General features: G+C 62.8%; 15 protein-coding genes. 4 read left to right on the top strand and 11 right to left on the bottom strand.

All coding sequences use genetic code 11. The features are described from left to right. Positions 1-45 precede the first annotated feature (45 nt). From acnA to AC6I99_RS09150, 3 genes are all read right to left on the bottom strand, one after another. Positions 46-2,856: an aconitate hydratase AcnA gene (gene acnA, locus AC6I99_RS09160; RefSeq protein WP_497945359.1), complete on the bottom strand. Its 2,811-nt coding sequence runs from the start codon at positions 2,854-2,856 to the stop codon at positions 46-48. A gap of 264 nt (positions 2,857-3,120) precedes the next feature. Further along, entirely contained in the window at positions 3,121-4,488 is a 1,368-nt protein-coding gene (locus tag AC6I99_RS09155; RefSeq protein WP_497960807.1) for a class I SAM-dependent RNA methyltransferase, read from the bottom strand. Beyond that, positions 4,485-6,461: an APC family permease gene (locus tag AC6I99_RS09150; RefSeq protein WP_224089621.1), complete on the bottom strand. Its 1,977-nt coding sequence runs from the start codon at positions 6,459-6,461 to the stop codon at positions 4,485-4,487. The genes AC6I99_RS09155 and AC6I99_RS09150 overlap by 4 nt, the downstream gene beginning before the upstream one ends. Positions 6,462-6,576: 115 nt before the next feature. Here AC6I99_RS09150 and AC6I99_RS09145 point away from each other — a divergent pair, with 115 nt between their 5' ends. Together AC6I99_RS09145 and AC6I99_RS09140 are read left to right on the top strand one after the other, a co-directional pair. Next, positions 6,577-7,248 (top strand): potassium channel family protein, encoded by a 672-nt coding sequence (locus AC6I99_RS09145; RefSeq protein ID WP_224167094.1) that lies wholly within the window; start codon positions 6,577-6,579, stop codon positions 7,246-7,248. After that, positions 7,248-7,982 carry a potassium channel family protein gene (locus AC6I99_RS09140; RefSeq protein ID WP_224089620.1) on the top strand — a complete coding sequence of 245 codons (735 nt, stop codon included), beginning with the start codon at positions 7,248-7,250 and terminating at the stop codon, positions 7,980-7,982. Before AC6I99_RS09145 ends, AC6I99_RS09140 begins: the two co-directional genes overlap by 1 nt. On the opposite strand, the gene AC6I99_RS09135 is transcribed toward AC6I99_RS09140, so the two are convergent. From AC6I99_RS09135 to dut, 4 genes are read right to left on the bottom strand one after another with little or no spacing between them, the layout of a single operon-like run. Continuing rightward, positions 7,952-8,734 (bottom strand): DUF3159 domain-containing protein, encoded by a 783-nt coding sequence (locus tag AC6I99_RS09135; RefSeq protein ID WP_497960806.1) that lies wholly within the window; start codon positions 8,732-8,734, stop codon positions 7,952-7,954. The genes AC6I99_RS09140 and AC6I99_RS09135 overlap by 31 nt on opposite strands. Further along, entirely contained in the window at positions 8,731-9,108 is a 378-nt protein-coding gene (locus tag AC6I99_RS09130; protein WP_224089618.1) for a hypothetical protein, read from the bottom strand. Before AC6I99_RS09130 ends, AC6I99_RS09135 begins: the two co-directional genes overlap by 4 nt. Then, positions 9,101-9,868: a DUF3710 domain-containing protein gene (locus AC6I99_RS09125; RefSeq protein WP_497960804.1), complete on the bottom strand. Its 768-nt coding sequence runs from the start codon at positions 9,866-9,868 to the stop codon at positions 9,101-9,103. Before AC6I99_RS09125 ends, AC6I99_RS09130 begins: the two co-directional genes overlap by 8 nt. A 56-nt stretch (positions 9,869-9,924) precedes the next feature. Further along, complete coding sequence (gene dut / locus AC6I99_RS09120) at positions 9,925-10,434, bottom strand: dUTP diphosphatase (RefSeq protein WP_497960802.1); 510 nt, start codon at positions 10,432-10,434, stop codon at positions 9,925-9,927. Between the two features lie 79 nt (positions 10,435-10,513). On the opposite strand from dut, the gene AC6I99_RS09115 reads away from it, so the two are divergent. Beyond that, positions 10,514-11,005 carry a DUF3093 domain-containing protein gene (locus tag AC6I99_RS09115; RefSeq protein ID WP_497960800.1) on the top strand — a complete coding sequence of 164 codons (492 nt, stop codon included), beginning with the start codon at positions 10,514-10,516 and terminating at the stop codon, positions 11,003-11,005. Between the two features lie 3 nt (positions 11,006-11,008). Here the strand turns inward: AC6I99_RS09115 and AC6I99_RS09110 are convergent, their stop codons facing one another. Continuing rightward, positions 11,009-11,308 carry a DUF4193 domain-containing protein gene (locus tag AC6I99_RS09110; protein ID WP_224089614.1) on the bottom strand — a complete coding sequence of 100 codons (300 nt, stop codon included), beginning with the start codon at positions 11,306-11,308 and terminating at the stop codon, positions 11,009-11,011. Between the two features lie 306 nt (positions 11,309-11,614). Between AC6I99_RS09110 and sepH the strand changes: the two genes are divergently transcribed. Next, positions 11,615-13,006, top strand: a complete 1,392-nt coding sequence (gene sepH / locus AC6I99_RS09105; protein WP_497960799.1) for a septation protein SepH — start codon at positions 11,615-11,617, stop codon at positions 13,004-13,006. Positions 13,007-13,047: 41 nt separating this feature from the next. Here sepH and AC6I99_RS09100 read toward each other — a convergent pair whose 3' ends face one another. Genes AC6I99_RS09100 through AC6I99_RS09090 form a run of 3 tightly spaced genes read right to left on the bottom strand, consistent with a single transcriptional unit; the run spans position 13,048 to position 15,756 of the window. Continuing rightward, the gene (locus tag AC6I99_RS09100; protein WP_497960797.1) at positions 13,048-13,812 is read right to left on the bottom strand and encodes a thymidine kinase; all 765 of its coding nucleotides are present in this window, start codon (positions 13,810-13,812) and stop codon (positions 13,048-13,050) included. After that, a complete protein-coding gene (locus tag AC6I99_RS09095) occupies positions 13,805-15,034 on the bottom strand; it encodes an alkaline phosphatase family protein (protein WP_497960795.1) in 1,230 nt (409 codons plus the stop codon). The genes AC6I99_RS09100 and AC6I99_RS09095 overlap by 8 nt, the downstream gene beginning before the upstream one ends. Next, positions 15,031-15,756, bottom strand: coding sequence for a DUF5998 family protein (locus tag AC6I99_RS09090; RefSeq protein WP_224089611.1), 726 nt, complete (start codon positions 15,754-15,756; stop codon positions 15,031-15,033). Before AC6I99_RS09090 ends, AC6I99_RS09095 begins: the two co-directional genes overlap by 4 nt. Positions 15,757-15,786: the final 30 nt, after the last annotated feature.

Here is a 15,786-nt window from a genome sequence, read left to right as displayed (position 1 = left end):
CGGGGCTGCCTGCATTGGAGAATCAGCTGGAAACCAGCAGGTTCACTATGCTGCGGAGATCTGACGCAGGACGTACTGCAGGATGCCGCCGTTGCGGTAGTAGTCCGCTTCACCCGGGGTATCGATGCGCAGGACAGCGTCGAAGGACTTGGACGTGCCGTCCTCGGCCTTTGCCGTGACCTTGAGCGTCTTGGGCGTGGTGCCGTTGTTCAGCGCCGTGACGCCTTCAACCGAGAACGTCTCCGTACCGGTCAGGCCCAGGGTTGCCGCAGACTCGCCAGCGGGGAACTGCAGGGGAAGAACGCCCATGCCGATGAGGTTGGAGCGGTGGATGCGCTCGTAGCTCTCGGCAATGACGGCCTTGACACCCAGGAGGGCCGTGCCCTTGGCTGCCCAGTCACGGGATGATCCGGAACCGTATTCCTTGCCTGCAAGAACAACCAGCGGCGTTCCCGCAGCCTGGTAGTTCTGCGCAGCATCGTAAACGTACGCCTGGGGTGCACCTTCCTGGCTAAAGTCGCGGGTGAAGCCACCTTCGACGCCGTCCAGGAGCTGGTTCTTGATGCGGATGTTGGCAAACGTACCGCGGATCATGACTTCGTGGTTGCCACGGCGCGAGCCGTAGGAGTTGAAGTCCTTGCGCTCCACGCCATTGGCGAGGAGGTACTGTCCTGCCGGTGTGTCCGACTTGAAGGAGCCGGCCGGGGAGATGTGGTCCGTGGTGACGGAATCGCCGAGCTTGAGCAACACGCGGGCACCCTGGATGTCCTTGACGGGGTCCGGCTGTGCCTTCATGCCCTCGAAGTATGGGGGCTTGCGGACATACGTGGAGTCCTCGGCCCAGGCGAAGGTGTCGCCTGCAGGAGTGTCCAGTGCCTTCCAGCGCTCGTCGCCGTCGAAGACGCCCTCGTAACCCTTGGCGAACATGGCCTTGTCGATGGAGGAGTCAATGACTTCCTGCACCTCGATGGGGTTGGGCCAGATGTCCTTCAGGAAGACTTCGTTGCCCTCGGAGTCCGTGCCCAGGGCATCGGTATCGAAATCGAAGTCCATGGAACCGGCCAAGGCGTAAGCGATGACCAACGGCGGGGAAGCCAGGTAGTTCATCTTGACGTCCGGGTTGATACGGCCTTCGAAGTTGCGGTTGCCCGAGAGGACAGCCGTCACGGAGAGGTCGTTGGCCTGGATGGCTTCCGAGATTTCCGGCTCCAGAGGGCCGGAGTTGCCGATGCACGTTGCGCAGCCGTAGCCAACGATGTAGAAGCCCAGCTTTTCCAGGTACGGGGTCAGGCCGGACTTCTCGTAGTAGTCCGTAACGACCTTCGAACCCGGAGCCACGGAAGTCTTGACCCATGGCTTGGACGTCAGGCCCTTGTCAACGGCGTTGCGTGCAAGGAGGGCTGCAGCCAACATGACGGACGGGTTGGAGGTGTTGGTGCAGGAAGTGATCGAGGCGATCGATACTGCACCGTGGTCCAACTCAAACTCGCGGCCGTCAGCGGTCTTGATGTGCACCGGAGCGGACGGGCGGCCCTGCGCGCCGTTGGCGGCGGAAGCAACGCGTGCGGTCTCCGTGGTGTGCGAATCAGCGTGCGTGAAGGAAGGAGCATCCGAAGCCGGGAACGATTCGTCCAATGCCTCGTCAACGCTGCCGTCTTCAATGGCGACGTAGTTGTGGATGTCCTTGCGGAACTGCTCCTTGGCATCGGTCAGCTCGATGCGGTCCTGGGGACGCTTCGGGCCGGAGATGGAGGGAACAACCGTTGAAAGGTCCAGCTCGAGGAACTCGGAGAAGCGCAGCTCGCGGGAAGGATCGTGCCAGAGGCCCTGTTCCTTGGTGTATGCCTCCACCAGGGCGACATTCTCTTCGGAACGGCCGGTCAGGCGCAGGTAGTCCAAGGTGACATCGTCAATCGGGAACATGGCAGCCGTGGAACCGAACTCCGGGCTCATGTTGCCGATGGTTGCACGGTTTGCCAGCGGCACAGCGGCAACGCCTTCACCGTAGAATTCGACGAACTTGCCAACAACACCGTGCTTGCGCAGCATCTCGGTGATGGTCAGCACAACGTCCGTTGCGGTGGCACCGGCCGGGATGCTGCCGTTGAGCTTGAAGCCCACGACGCGGGGAATCAGCATGGAGACGGGCTGGCCAAGCATGGCAGCCTCGGCTTCGATGCCGCCGACGCCCCAGCCCAGGATGCCCAGACCGTTGACCATGGTGGTGTGGGAGTCGGTTCCGACGCAGGTGTCCGGGTAGGCACGAAGCACGCCGTCGACCTCACGGGTCATGACTGTGCGGGCCAAGTACTCGATGTTGACCTGGTGGACAATGCCGGTTCCCGGGGGAACAACCTTGAAGTCATCGAAGGCCGTCTGGCCCCACCGCAGGAATTGGTAGCGCTCACCATTGCGCTGGTATTCGATCTCCATGTTGCGCTCCAGTGCGCCGGAGTTACCGAAGGCGTCGATCTGGACGGAGTGGTCGATGACCATTTCGGCGGGTGCCAGGGGGTTGACGCGCTTGGGGTCGCCGCCAAGTTCTTTCACGGCCTCGCGCATGGTGGCGAGGTCTACAACGCAGGGTACGCCGGTGAAGTCCTGCATGATGACCCGGGCAGGGGTGAACTGGATTTCCGTGTCGGGCTCCGCATTGGGGTCCCAACCGGCCAGGGCGCGGACGTGGTCAGCCGTTATATTGGCGCCATCCTCAGTCCGCAGGAGGTTTTCAAGCAATACCTTGAGGCTGAACGGAAGGCTGTCTGCGCCCTCTACGGAGTTCAACCGGAAAATTTCATAATCGGTGCCGGCTACATTCAGTACGCCTTTGGAACCGAAGCTGTCCACAGTGCTCATGGCAGGACTCCTCTCGCAACAGTTTCATCTTTGTCGCGTGGTTGGCCGCTAGCCAGTTAGGCGCACCTTACTTAGCCGGGCGGCACTCTCAGTTGGTCAACCCCTGCCCCCGCGCGGAACAATGCGGAGTGGGGCTGCTATGTGGGACTACTATGCCCATCGTAGTGGCTTCGATCACGTTCAAGCACCGCTGCCAGGCAGCTCCGTCAAACGCGGCAACCCACGCATCGCCCGCCATCGGTGGCGTGACGGGCGATAACCGGCCTAACCGGCGGGAACGATGAGGCTGACGGTTTCCAGGTGATGGGTGTGGGGGTACAGGTCAAAGGCCCTCAATGACTCCAAGCGCCAACCCCCTTGCTGGAAGTAACCCAGATCACGTGCAAAAGAAGCCGGATCACAGGACACATAGGCAATTGCCCTGGGATGTGAGGCCATGAGTTGGTTTACCACTGCTTTTCCAGCACCCACGCGCGGTGGGTCCAGGACCAGGGAATCGAAGTTCCGTGGTCGCTGGTGCAATACCCGCTCCACTCGTCCCTGGACGATCTCGACATGGGATTCTCCATGCAGGTTCTTGCGCGCATCACGGCTGGTGCCAGGTGATCCTTCAACGGACAAAACCGAACCGGTAACGCCCACCGCATCAGCCAAAGGAGCAGTAAACAGGCCGGCACCGGCATAGAGGTCGGCCACCGCCGCACCGGGTTGGAGATACCCGCCGCCTGCGAGGTAGCCCGTCACCGCGTCCACCAGGGTGTCCGGCGCGTCCTTATGAATCTGCCAGAACCCTTCGCCCGTCACACGGTATTCATGCCCTGCCGCCGATTCCTGCACCCAGGTCCTCCCCCGAAGCTGCAGCACCTGGCCCTTGCCGGGATCGAAGCTGGCTACGGAGAGATCATGCGGCAACTGCGAAAGGACGCTGTGCAGCCGCTTGGGACTGGTCGTTTCCTCCGGCGCCAGCAACACCAGCGGCCTGGAGCCATTGGCAGGTGTCGCCACTTCCACGCGCGCTATCCCGCTGAGATCGAGGTCCCACAACCTGAGGTCGTTGATTCCGGGAAGTGCCAAGGGCATCTCCCGGATCGGCACCACGACGTCGGAACGGTGGGCATGCATACCCAGCCGCCCCTTGGAGGTCACGGCAAAGCTGGCGCGCGTACGCCAGCCGAGTCCGCCGTCGTCGTTGGCACCTACGCCCTCAACCTCGACCGCAAGGTCCAGGCCGGCGAGTCTCTTGAGCTGCTCCGACAACACTTCAGCCTTCAGGGCGCGCTGCCGCTGCAGGGAAATGTGGCCGAGCTCGGCACCTCCCACGGGCGGATTTCCGTGCTGCCAGGCCGCCAGCGAATCTGCCGGCTTCCAGAAGTGCGGCACGCGGTCCGGCGAGGCTTCCAGGACCTCCACGACGTCGGCACGCCAGAAGCGCGACGAGTCGCCGGAGTCGGTCAACCGGATCCGGACCCTCTCCCCCGGAATGCCGTGGCGTACGAAGATGACGCGGCCCTCATGGCGTGCGACGAAATGCCCGCCATGCGCGATGGGGCCAACGTCAACGGTCAGTTCGGTGCCGGCTGTACCTTGGCCTCCGCTGTTGTCAGTAAGGGGTGAAATGCTGTGGGAGGTCATTGGGTATCCTGCAGTGCCTTTGCTTCTTCGGAGGACTTCAGCTGCCACGGAACGCTGGCAACCATGACTCCAGGTTCAAAGTGGAGCCGCGTCTTGATTCTGAGGGCCGTCTGGTTGTGGACCAACTGCTCCCACCATTTGCCCACGACGTACTCGGGGATATACACCACGATCAAGTCGCGGGGAGAGTCGCGTCTCATGTTCTTGATGTACTCCATGATGGGAGTCACGGTCTCACGGTAGGGGCTGGCCAGTACGGTGAGGGGTACTGGAATTTCCAGCTTCTCCCAATCCCGGACGGTATGTTCTGTCTCTTCGGAGTTGATATCCACGGTGACCGCGTCGAGCCGCGAAGGCCGCGACGCCCGGGCGTAGGCCAGGGCACGCAATACAGGCTTGCGGACGTGGGACACAAGCAAAACGGCGTGCACCCGGGTGGGCAATGCGCGTGGCGATGAATCCTCGTCAACTGCCAACTCCTTGGCAACATTGTCATAGTGCGCCCGGATACTCCACATGATGAGGAACAGCACGAACATGGCCAGGAGTGCGATCCAGGCACCTTGCTCGAACTTGGTGATGAGGACGATGACCAAGACCAACCCCGTCATGCCGAAGCCCACCATGTTGATGGTCCGGGACTTGATGATCCTGCGGCGTACCGACTTGTCCCTGGCCAGTTTCAGTTCCCGGCCCCAGTGGCGGACCATGCCGAGTTGGCTGGCGGTGAAGGAAATGAAGACACCCACGATGTAGAGCTGGATGAGCTTGGTGACATCGGCGTTGAACGAAAGGATGAGGACCAGCGCTCCGGCAGCCAGGGCCAGTACGCCGTTGCTGAAGGCCAACCTGTCGCCGCGGGTTCGGAGCTGGCGGGGCAGATAGCCGTCCTGCGCCAGGATGGATCCCAGCACGGGGAAGCCGTTGAAGGCAGTGTTGGAAGCGAAGACAAGGATGACGCCAGTGGCGGCCACCACCACGTAAAAGGGAATGGAACCGGCCCCAAAAATGGTGTCTGCGATCTGGCTGATGGCCGGGTTCTGGATATAGCCCTCGGGCAACGGCTTGCCGTCAAGAAGGAATTCCTTGGCGGGATCCAGAACAATGTGGACCTTGGTGGCGTTGGCGAGGTAAAGGATGCCGGCCAGCATGGCCGCCGCGATCGCGCCCAGCAACAGCAGGGTTGTGGCAGCATTCTTGCTCTTGGGCTTCTGGAAATTGGGCACCCCGTTGCTGATCGCCTCCACACCCGTCAATGCCGCGGCGCCCGAGGAAAAGGCACGCAGCAACAGGAATGCGCCGGCAAGTCCAACGAGACCTTCATCGAAGCCGGCCTCGGGCACGATGGTGAAGTTGGCGGATGGCGCCTGGCCAAGTTGTCCCGTCAGTGCCTGGAAGATGCCCACGAGGGTCATGCCCAGGATGGACGCCATGAAAATATAGGTGGGAACGGCGAAGACCGTGCCGGCCTCCTTGATGCCCCGCAGGTTGACCAGGGCGAGAATGATCACGCCCACAGTCGCGATCATCGCCTGTTGGCCGTGCAATGAAGGGATCGCCGTGGTGAGGTAGGCGGCTGCGGAGGACATCGATACCGCAACAGTCAGGACGTAGTCCACCAAGAGCGCGGAAGCAACGGTGAGCCCGGCATATTTGCCCAGGTTGACGTTGGCGATCTCGTAGTCGCCCCCGCCCGATGGGTAGGCGTGCACATTCTGCCGATAGGAGGCAACCACTGTGAGCAACACCACCATCACGGCCAATCCGACGAACGGGGAGAAGGCCACGGCGCTGACACCGGCGAGAGCCAGGGTCAGCAAGATTTCATCGGGCGCGTAGGCCACTGAAGACAGGGCGTCCGAGGCGAAGATCGGCAAAGCGATGCGTTTAGGCAAGAGGGTGTGGGATAAGCGGTCATTCCGGACTGGCCGGCCCACAACCACACGCTTCGCAGCATTCAGTATTGTCAACACTTTCGCAAAACTACTCTGAATCCCCGGCGATGTCATGACGGCGGTCGCCGCCTTACGTCCGCCGCACCGGTAAAGTCATACGCAGCGGCACGGTAAACACACATAAGGAGACACGGTGGCTCACTTCGTGATCATGGGTTGCGGCCGTGTTGGCGCAACCCTGGCACACACTTTGGAAGACGCCGGCCATTCGGTGGCCATCATCGACCAGGACGAGCGGGCGTTCCGTCGGCTTCGCAACACGTTTACCGGCCGCAAGGTCACCGGCGTAGGTTTCGACAGGGACACGCTCAAGCAGGCCGGAGTGGAAGAGGCTTACGCCTTCGCCGCAGTTTCCAGTGGTGACAATTCCAATATCCTGGCCACCCGGGTAGCACGTGAGACATTCCATGTGGCACACGTCGTGGCCCGTATTTACGATCCCGGACGCGCCGAAATTTACCAACGCCTCGGCATTCCCACCGTGGCCGCCGTGCGCTGGAGCGCCGACCAGGTCCTCAGGCGCATTCTCCCCGAACAGCATCTCGCCGGCGATTACCGGGAGCCATCAGGGCGGCTCGTCCTGGCAGAAGTGGACCTGCATGAAGGATGGATTGGCCACAGCCTGACGTCCATTGAAGCTGCCGCGGGCATTCGTATAGCCTTCCTGACGCGTTTTGGTGAAGGCCTCCTGCCCCTGCCGGGAACGGCGTACCAGGAAGGCGATACCGTCCACGCAATGTTGAGCCTGGACAGGACCTCGGAGATCAGCCGGGTCCTCGCCAAAGCACCGGCCAAGGAGTCTTAGTGAAAGTTGTCATCGTTGGCGCAGGCAGCGTCGGCTCGTCCATTGCCCGTGAGCTCCTGGCCCACAACCATCAAATCCTGCTCATCGACCTCAAGCCTGAAGTCATTGGCCGCAGCGGCCTTCGGGGTGCGCGCTGGCTGGTGGGCGATGCCTGCGAACTCAGCACGCTGCAGGACGCCAAACTTGAGGATGCCGACGTCGTGGTTTCAGCGACGGGTGATGACAAAGTGAACCTGGTGGTTTCCCTGCTGGCCAAGACGGAATTCGCCGTGGGCCGCACTGTTGGGCGCGTCAACAACCCCAAGAACGACTGGATGTTCAACGACTCGTGGGGTGTGGACGTCGCCGTCAACACTCCCCAACTCATGACTGCGCTGGTTGAGGAAGCCGTAGAAATCGGCGACATCGTCCGGCTGTTGACCTTGCAGACCGGCGTCGCCTCGATCGTGGAATTTACCGTTCCGCACGACTCCCACGTCATTGGGAGCACAGTGGGCGCCATTGAGTGGCCGGAAGACGCCACCTTGGTAGCCATCCTGCGCGACCAGGCACCCATCACCCCAAGCCGGGACGATGTCCTCGATGGTGGCGACGAACTGTTCTTCGTCACCACCATCCAGGCAGAGGACGGCCTGCGGGCACTGTTGTCGCCGGCGTCGATGGCAGGCCAGGGACCCCGCGACGGCGATGCCGGCGTTGCGGATCAGGCCGAGGACGACGGCTTCGACGGCTGAGGTGCCGGCTTGGTCACAAGCCAGGCCACCCAAAGGCCAAGGATGTACAGCGGTGCACCCATGAGGAGCCGGGTAGTCGCCAACGCCGTCAAGCCTGGTTCACCCAGGAAGTACAGGGGCACCTGCACCACCAGCCGCAGCGCAAGCACGGCCACAACAATCCAAGTACCAAGCTGGTACGCCCGCAGGCGTTCGGGATCCTTGCGCCATTCGAGACCCTCGTTGCGGACGAATCCGAACAGCAACCCTGCAATGGGCCATTTGAGGACGATGGAAAGTACCATGCCCGCGATGTAGGCAATGTTGGTGAAGAAGCCGAGAACGTAGAAGTCCTCGGCCTTCCCTGTGGTGTTGGCCAACCAAGCAGAAATCCCGACGCCGACCACACCGGCAAGTGCCTGCGTCAACGGGCGTCGTTGGATCAGGCGGACAACAGTGAAGATTGCTGCCGTCGCCAACGCCGCGACCAGGGAAACCGTCAAGTCCCGGCTTATGGTGAAGGCCACGAGGAAAACGAGGCCCGGCAGGATACTCTCCGCGATGCCTTGCACTCCCCCGGCAGACTTCAACATGTCTACATGGCCGGCACTGTTGCGCTGAAGCCCTGCCTTTTCTGCATAGCCCGCAGCCAACTCCGCCACCCCCGGGGTTTCGGCCGCCGGGGTCTTGGCTGACCCAGTGGCCGGGGTTTCAGTCTTGCCTGGCGTCGGCTGTGCGGAATCCTTCGGCTCTGATCCGTTGGCCACGGTCATAGGTGCTCCTGACGGGAAAGTATTTCGTAGCGTGGATTGAACATCGCAGGCAAGCCGTCCAGTTGCGTCACCATGCCGTTCAGGCGCAGCTCAACTCCTGCTTCAATCCCAGGTACACGGTTCCTGCCCAACCAGATGACGCGCAACCGCGCATAGGGCCTTTTCACTCCCCCGCCACCAACCGACGGCTGGAAACTGTGCTCCAACGCGTCCACCACCACTGCTGAAAAGAAGGGTTGCTCACTTGGCGGCTGATGCGTGACGGACTCGATGAACCCAGTGCAGGTGGCCCTGCCGCGGGAAGGGAGATCACGGATAGCGACTTGCTGGGACTGCTGGCTGGACGGTCCTGTCGAGCCGGGCGTATCAGCCAATCTGGGTGATCTCCGGTCCCCGCTCCGGCTGCTGCATGGCAGGACCGGCCTGCTGCGCATCGGGATCGGGAACCTGGGCTTGGGCTGGGGCTTGGGCGGCAGCGTCCTTGGGCAGGCGCAGTTGCAACAGTTCCCGCGGCGGCATCGGGTTGTCGCCGCGGACAACAACTACACGCCGGAAGAGCTCCTCCAGGGCGCCGGCGGCCTCCCGGTCCAGTGCGGCTTCGCCACCGAGGACTCCCCGCAGGAACCAGCGGGGGCCGTCCACACCCATGAAGCGGGCGGCGCGGAAACCCCGGCTGCCGTCGGTAGCTTCCGCGGGAAGCTTGGCGATGAGCTCTGTGCCAAACGTTCCGGATACTTCTTCTGTCTCGCCACCCTGGCTGGCTACCGATTGGCCGATCTGCTCGCGGATCTCGTCCCACAGGCCCTCCGAACGCGGAGCGGCGAACGCCTGGAGCTGAAGGCTTGAGCCGGCCAGGTCCATGGTCACTGCCACCACGCGCTGGGTAGCTTCTTCTACTTCCAGCCGCAGCTGGAGTCCGTCGGCGGGTGCGATCAGCAGTGCGCCGAGATCCACGTATCCGTCGCGGTCCTCGATCTCATCGATGTCCCAGGGACCTTTGCCAAGCCGGAAATCACCCTTGGTACCGGACGCGCCGGTTGCAGGGGCTGTTGCCTCAACGGCGTCGTTTTCCTCGACGGTGCCAGCGGTTTCCAGCCGCTCGGCCTTGGACTTTTTGCCGCGCCCAAAAAGCATTGGGTTGTCTCCTTAGTAGTGGTCTATCCCCAAGTAAACCGCAACCCCGTGGGTTATCAGGCCACCGGTGCGTTGAATCCGCCAGTGGAACCAAAGCCGCCCGTACCGCGGGCGGAGTCGGATAGATCATCAACCATCACGAAGCGCGCGTACTCGACGCGCTGAATCACCATTTGGGCAATTCTATCGCCGCGCTTGAGCTCAATGGCGTGGTTCAGGTCAGTGTTCAACAAGGTGACCGCGATTTCGCCGCGGTAACCTGCGTCCACAGTCCCGGGTGCATTGACAACGGTGAGGCCATGTTTGGTGGCGAGCCCGGACCGCGGGTGGATCAGTGCCACAAAGCCATCCGGGAGGGCAATCGAAACGCCCGTAGGAACCAATTTCCGTTCACCCGGGGCAAGTTTCACGTCCTCGCGGGCCCGCAGGTCCGCGCCGGCATCGCTCGGGTGCGCGTAGGACGGTGCTTCCAGCCCGGCGTCGAGCATTTTCAGCTGAACGTCCAAAGTGGGCGCGCCATACGCTGCGGTGGTGTCATTACTGAATACTGCGGTCTCGTTGCTCACAGTGGACCATTCTACGTGGGGCACATCCCTGCGGGCACTCCGGGCAGATAGCCGGCCCAAGGGCCGATAAGCTGGACCCATGCCTACGCCTGACCAGTCCGTCCCCATGCCTGCCCGGAACAGTCCCTCCGCCTCCCAGGTGCTGTTCACCGAGAAATTATGGCCGACCATCTGGATCTGGGTTGTCGTCGTGGGCCTCTCGAGCGCCGGAATCCTGATGTTCGCACCCATCAGTGCCGCCGCGGGTATCACGGCCGCCCTGGTGCTTCTGGCCGTCATGACCACCCTGCTGGTGGTTTCAACACCCACCATCACCGTTACGCGGGACAGCCTTAGGGTGGGACGGGCCACTATCGACCGTAAATTCGTCGGCAGCGTCGAGGCCTTCAAAAAAGAGGCGGCCACCGCCGAACGTGGAACCCGCCTCAATGGCCTCGCCTACATGTGCTTCCGCGGGTGGATCGATGCCGTCGTGAAAATCGAGATCACCGATCCCGCCGATCGAACACCCTACTGGCTGGTGTCTTCGCGCCGCCCGGACGAACTCGTCGCTGCGCTGGGCGCGCGCTAGCTGCTAGCTCTCACATTCCGTGCAGTACAGGTGCCCGTTCCTCTCAGCTGCAATCTGGGAGCGGTGCTTCACAAGGAAGCAGTTGTAGCACGTGAATTCGTCAGGCTGTGGTGGCATGACTTGAATAAGGAGCTCTTCTCCGGAGAGGTCCGCGCCGGGGAGCTCGAAGCCATCGGCAAGATCGGTCTCATCGACATCCACCGCAGAGGATTGCTTCCCCGACTGGCGCGTCTTGAGTTCCTCAATCGAGTCCTCGCTGACGTCTTCCTCGGTCTTTCGAGGGGCATCGTAATCCGTGGCCATGGTCCTTCTTCGTCCTGTCGTACTTGCTCCGGGTAGGATTCCGGCCTGGCGGATTTCCTGCCCGCCGCCGGTCTAAGGGTGTAACGCCGGACGCCCCGGATTTGTGCCCGATATCGGCCAGATTGTCCTCCCCTGTCCAGCGATTGTCCAGAGGCAGCAATTTGAGCTCGGATTGCAGGGACGGAACCGGCCGGTAATCTGCCATTTTCGCCGGAATATCACGGCACGCCCTTTGTCCTAGTAGGAAAAGGGCAACGGGGGTGGCAGAGTTTCGAATGTCAGTTATGCCATGTGGTGGAGGGTGTTATGCAGGATCTACGGCTGGTAGGCGTCCACGACGACGGCGGGCATCTGCTCCTGAGCGGACCCGGCGGTGCGATGTTCCAGCTTCCGATCGACGAGGCACTTCGTGCCGCGACGAGCAGGACCCCCGCCCAGGTTGCTGCGCGGGCGTCAAACACCCCGATTGCCATGTCCCCGAGGGATATTCAGTCCAGAATCCGCAGTGGAGCGACGGCGGCCGAGGTAGCGGAGTTGTCCGGGCTGCCCCTTGCCAACGTGCAACGTTACGAGGGCCCCGTCCTGGCAGAGCGTGAGTACGTTGCGCAGCAGGCCAGGAACATTGAAGTAGCTTCCCCGGCCCCGGGCCAGGACATCTATCGTTCCGCCTTTGGCGACAATCCAGCGACACTCGGCGAAATGGTAGCCCACCGCCTGTCCGCGCACGGCATCGATTCTTCAACGGTTGAATGGGACTCGTGGCGCCGTTCGGATGGTTCCTGGACCGTCGTCGCGCGCTTTGAGGCGGTCCCCGGTACGCACGGCAGCATCGGCGAGGAGCCGCCCGCTATGTGGACGTTCAGTCCGCAGCGGAAATCCCTGCAGAACGCCAACCGCTGGGCCCAGCAGCTCAGTGAACTGGAGCCACTGGACGGGCCCGTTCCTACGCGCCGGCTTGCCGCTGTCTCGGATCGTCCTTTTGACTTTGAGACGGACGCCGAAACCGCGGCACGCGCGTCTGCGAAAGAGTCCGACAGCCTCTTGGAAATGCTCCGCTCACGCCGCGGGCAGCGCCTGGGCGTGGACGAGGACGGCGATGACGCCCTGGCCGTCCTGCTCAGCAACGTCCCTGCAGCCCACCCGCGTTCAGCCGGTGAAGATCAACACCCGGCCGAGGAACCCGCCGCAGATCAACCGGAACCGGAAGCTTCTCCCGTGGCCGAGCCTGCGCGGAAGGACGGACGCCCGTCCATGCTGTCCCGGCTTAGCCTCGCGCCCCGGAACCATGACTCAAACGACGACGACTCCCTGAAGCTCCACGACGGCGTCAGCACGGAGACGCGGGAAATAACCGTTGTCGCCAGCCCACTGAGGCCCGTGACGTCCTTAACCGACCGCAAGCCGGGGGCGGCCAGCGCTCCTGATCCCAAGGATGCGGATCGAATTGATTCCGGGGCCAACCAAACGCAACGGGCAGGGCTGGACGAGCTGCTTGGCGGTGCCACGACCCCGCAAACACAGTCCGATCGTGCTGTCTCGCGTACAGAGCCAGCCGCGCAGGACAAGGCAAGCCTTGAGGCCGGGGACCATAACACGCACAAGGATGCCGAGGCACCCGTAGAGCGCCAGCCCTCACGTCCAAAACGGTCAAGCATCCCCAGTTGGGACGAGATCGTCTTCGGCGCCCGCGGCGACTAGCATCCAGCGCGGCGACCAGCACCCAGCGCGGCGACCAGCACCTAGCTAGGCTTCAGGTCGGAGCCAGTGCCGGAGCCCGCTCCGGGCCACAGGCAGGCATCGACGTCGAACGGCAGAGTTTGGTCTCCGCCGGCCATCAGGTTGGCCCCGTGGGCTGTCACGCGGCGCATGTAATGGCGTCGGCACAACGTCTCATAGCCAACCACCGGTTCATGGCCGGCAGCTTCCCCTGTCCGAACTTCATTGCTCATGGCCTGGGCCTCGCCGGCGGTCTGGGGAGCAACATCGCCAACCATGACCTGGTCCCCTTCCACCACCATGATGCCGTCCACGGTTCGGGCATTTTGAGTTGCCCGGCGCCCGCACCAGCACAGTGCCTCGACCTGTAGCACCTGTACTTTGTCAGCGAGTTCGATCAGACGTTGGGAGCCGGGAAACAGGGTGGTTCGAAAGTCCGAGGTGATCCCGAAGGCGAAGACGTCCACCTCCATCTCATCCACCAGGCGTGCCAGTTGCTCCACCTGGGCAGCGGAATAGAACTGGGCTTCATCGCAGATCAGATAGTCCACACGGAGCCCACTGGTCCGGCGTACAACCACTTCGTCCCAGAAGTCCGTGTCCGCACGGACTTCAACGGCGTCCGTCCGGAGGCCCAACCTGCTGGAAATCGTCGAATCACCTGCGCGGTCGTTGCAGCTGAAACGTGCCCCGCCCCTGCCCCGCGCGCGGTGGTTGTAGTCCATTTGCAAAGCCAAGGTGGACTTACCGCAGTCCATGGTGCCCGAGAAGAAGACGAGTTCAGCCACGTTTGCCCTTTTTGCCGGCCGCCGGGAAGCAAAGGAATGGCACTTCGCGCTCCGCCTTCGTCAAGGAACCATGTTGGCCGACTACTTCCAACGATGCCGGACGGACCCTGCGGGTGTCGTAAAGGGCAAGGGTATCCCGGGCGGCGATCATGACATCGCCGATGCGCGGCGCCACCTCCGGCTGGACGTCACCGAACAATCCGGCGCCTATCGCCTGCTCACGGGTGAAAGCCCAGATGCGTTCGCCAAACCTTGCCCGCCAGGCAGAGATCAGTAGCTCGCGCTGGGTTTCAGGAAGGCCGGGCTCAAGGTAGAGATGCACCATGCGGGGCTCGCCTGCAGTGTGGCGGACCCCGGCGACGAGTGAGGCATCAGCTGAGAAGTCAATCCGCTGGGACTCGGGAACGTCCAGCATTCCGTGATCCCCGGTCAGCACGATAGTGGTTCCCGGGGGCAGCGTCGCGGACAGTCTCTTGACGGTGGAGTCGAGCTCTTCAAGTTGGTGTTCCCAGCGGTCGGACTGGCAGCCGTAGCGGTGACCGGCTTTGTCCAACTCGTTGACGTAGAAGTACATCAGGGATGGGCCGCCGCCGGACATTGCCTCTGCTGCGGCGGCTGTGCGCGCATGCAGGCTTGTGCCGCCTACGAAACGGCTGCCCCGGAGGGCTGCTTGGGTCATGGGGGAATTGCCGAACTGCGGGAGGCTCACGGTAACGACGTCGGCTTCGGCACCAATGCGTTCGAACACGGTAGCGTGCGGCTGCCAAAGCGCAGGGTCCACGTGGGCGTCCCAGTTGCCAAGCAGGTTCACTACTTTGTCCTGGGAAGGATCCAGGACGTCATAGCCCACCATGCCGTGCTGCCCGGCAGGAAGCCCTGTGCCCAGGCTGGCGAGGGAAGCCGCTGTGGTGCTTGGAAAAGCGGAATCAATCCAGTTGGGGACGCTGCCCTGTCCGCTGGACAGGATGGACCGCAGGAATGGTGTGTGCGAAGCCTTCTGTTTGAGCAGGCTGCGGCCCAGCCCGTCGGCGAGGACTACACAGACACGCTGCGCGGCAGGCAGGTGAAGCTGGTTGGCAAATCCGGGGATGCCCATGCTCGCGGCCGCACTGGTGAAGACTTCGGCGATCGATCTGCTCCCAAAGAGCGGGGGCGAAGGGAGGTCCAGGGCCGGCGTCGTACCGGACGTTGGCTGCGTGTGCTCCTGTGCAGTCACCCTCAACGCTGGTGTCCGCGGCTCAAGCGGTTGCTGAAGACCCCCGAACGTGGCCGCGGCGCGGGGATGCCGGTGTGTGGGACGGGTGTGGGATTTGCCGTGTTCACGGCACGAAGGGCGCGTGCGAAGACCTTGGCATCCTGGACCGCTTGGAGGCCGTCCGCTTCGGCACTGATGCGCAGGACGATGTCCTCCTGGGCGATGGTTCCGCTGTAGCCGTGGTCCGCTTCGCACTGCGGATCACCGCAGCTTGCCGGGCCCATGTCCAGGCGCTGCCCCCCGGACCAGGCAATGGACACCGTCATTTCCCGAACGGGATCCGACGGCTTGTAGTCCTGCGGCTGCGAATACATGTAGCTGAGGACAACGGAACGGATCTGTGCCACGGGTACGGACTCCGTGGAAATCTGGGCGACGATCTGCTCCCCGGCTTCATCCAGTTGCTGATCGTCAACGTGGGTGATCACCAGCATGTCTTCGGTGAGCACCAGCACTGTGATGTGGCGGCGAACCTCGGCGCGATCGAAGTGCGTCTCAAGGTGCACCAGGTGTGACAGGCAGTCGCGGCCATCCAAGGCGTCATCCACGACGTCGGCCACCAGCCGAGGGTAGAAACCAGCCTGTTGCAGCGCCTGGTCCAGGCTCTGTCCCTGCAAGCTGTGGTTATGGGCGCTGTGGTGCCCGGCGTTGGACGGACGGGACTGAGGCGTCGGAGACTGGGTGCTCATTCCCCCATTTTCACAGATCCACTGGGGACT

The organism is Arthrobacter sp. TmtSoilC77, assembly GCF_059739415.1.
The sequence above is the reverse complement of the archived record's forward strand: the minus strand, read 5'-3'. Positions and strand labels throughout refer to the sequence as shown.

What these genes read in the sequence shown, in the direction of transcription:
- AC6I99_RS09135 (WP_497960806.1), bottom strand. Translation starts at nt 8,734, where the DNA reads ATGACCGTGGCCAACGGATCAGAGCCGAAGGATTCCGCACAGCCGACG.
- AC6I99_RS09125 (WP_497960804.1), bottom strand. Translation starts at nt 9,868, where the DNA reads ATGCTTTTTGGGCGCGGCAAAAAGTCCAAGGCCGAGCGGCTGGAAACC.
- AC6I99_RS09155 (WP_497960807.1), bottom strand. Translation starts at nt 4,488, where the DNA reads ATGACCTCCCACAGCATTTCACCCCTTACTGACAACAGCGGAGGCCAA.
- AC6I99_RS09115 (WP_497960800.1), top strand. Translation starts at nt 10,514, where the DNA reads ATGCCTACGCCTGACCAGTCCGTCCCCATGCCTGCCCGGAACAGTCCC.
- AC6I99_RS09090 (WP_224089611.1), bottom strand. Translation starts at nt 15,756, where the DNA reads ATGAGCACCCAGTCTCCGACGCCTCAGTCCCGTCCGTCCAACGCCGGG.
- AC6I99_RS09110 (WP_224089614.1), bottom strand. Translation starts at nt 11,308, where the DNA reads ATGGCCACGGATTACGATGCCCCTCGAAAGACCGAGGAAGACGTCAGC.
- acnA (WP_497945359.1), bottom strand. Translation starts at nt 2,856, where the DNA reads ATGAGCACTGTGGACAGCTTCGGTTCCAAAGGCGTACTGAATGTAGCC.
- sepH (WP_497960799.1), top strand. Translation starts at nt 11,615, where the DNA reads ATGCAGGATCTACGGCTGGTAGGCGTCCACGACGACGGCGGGCATCTG.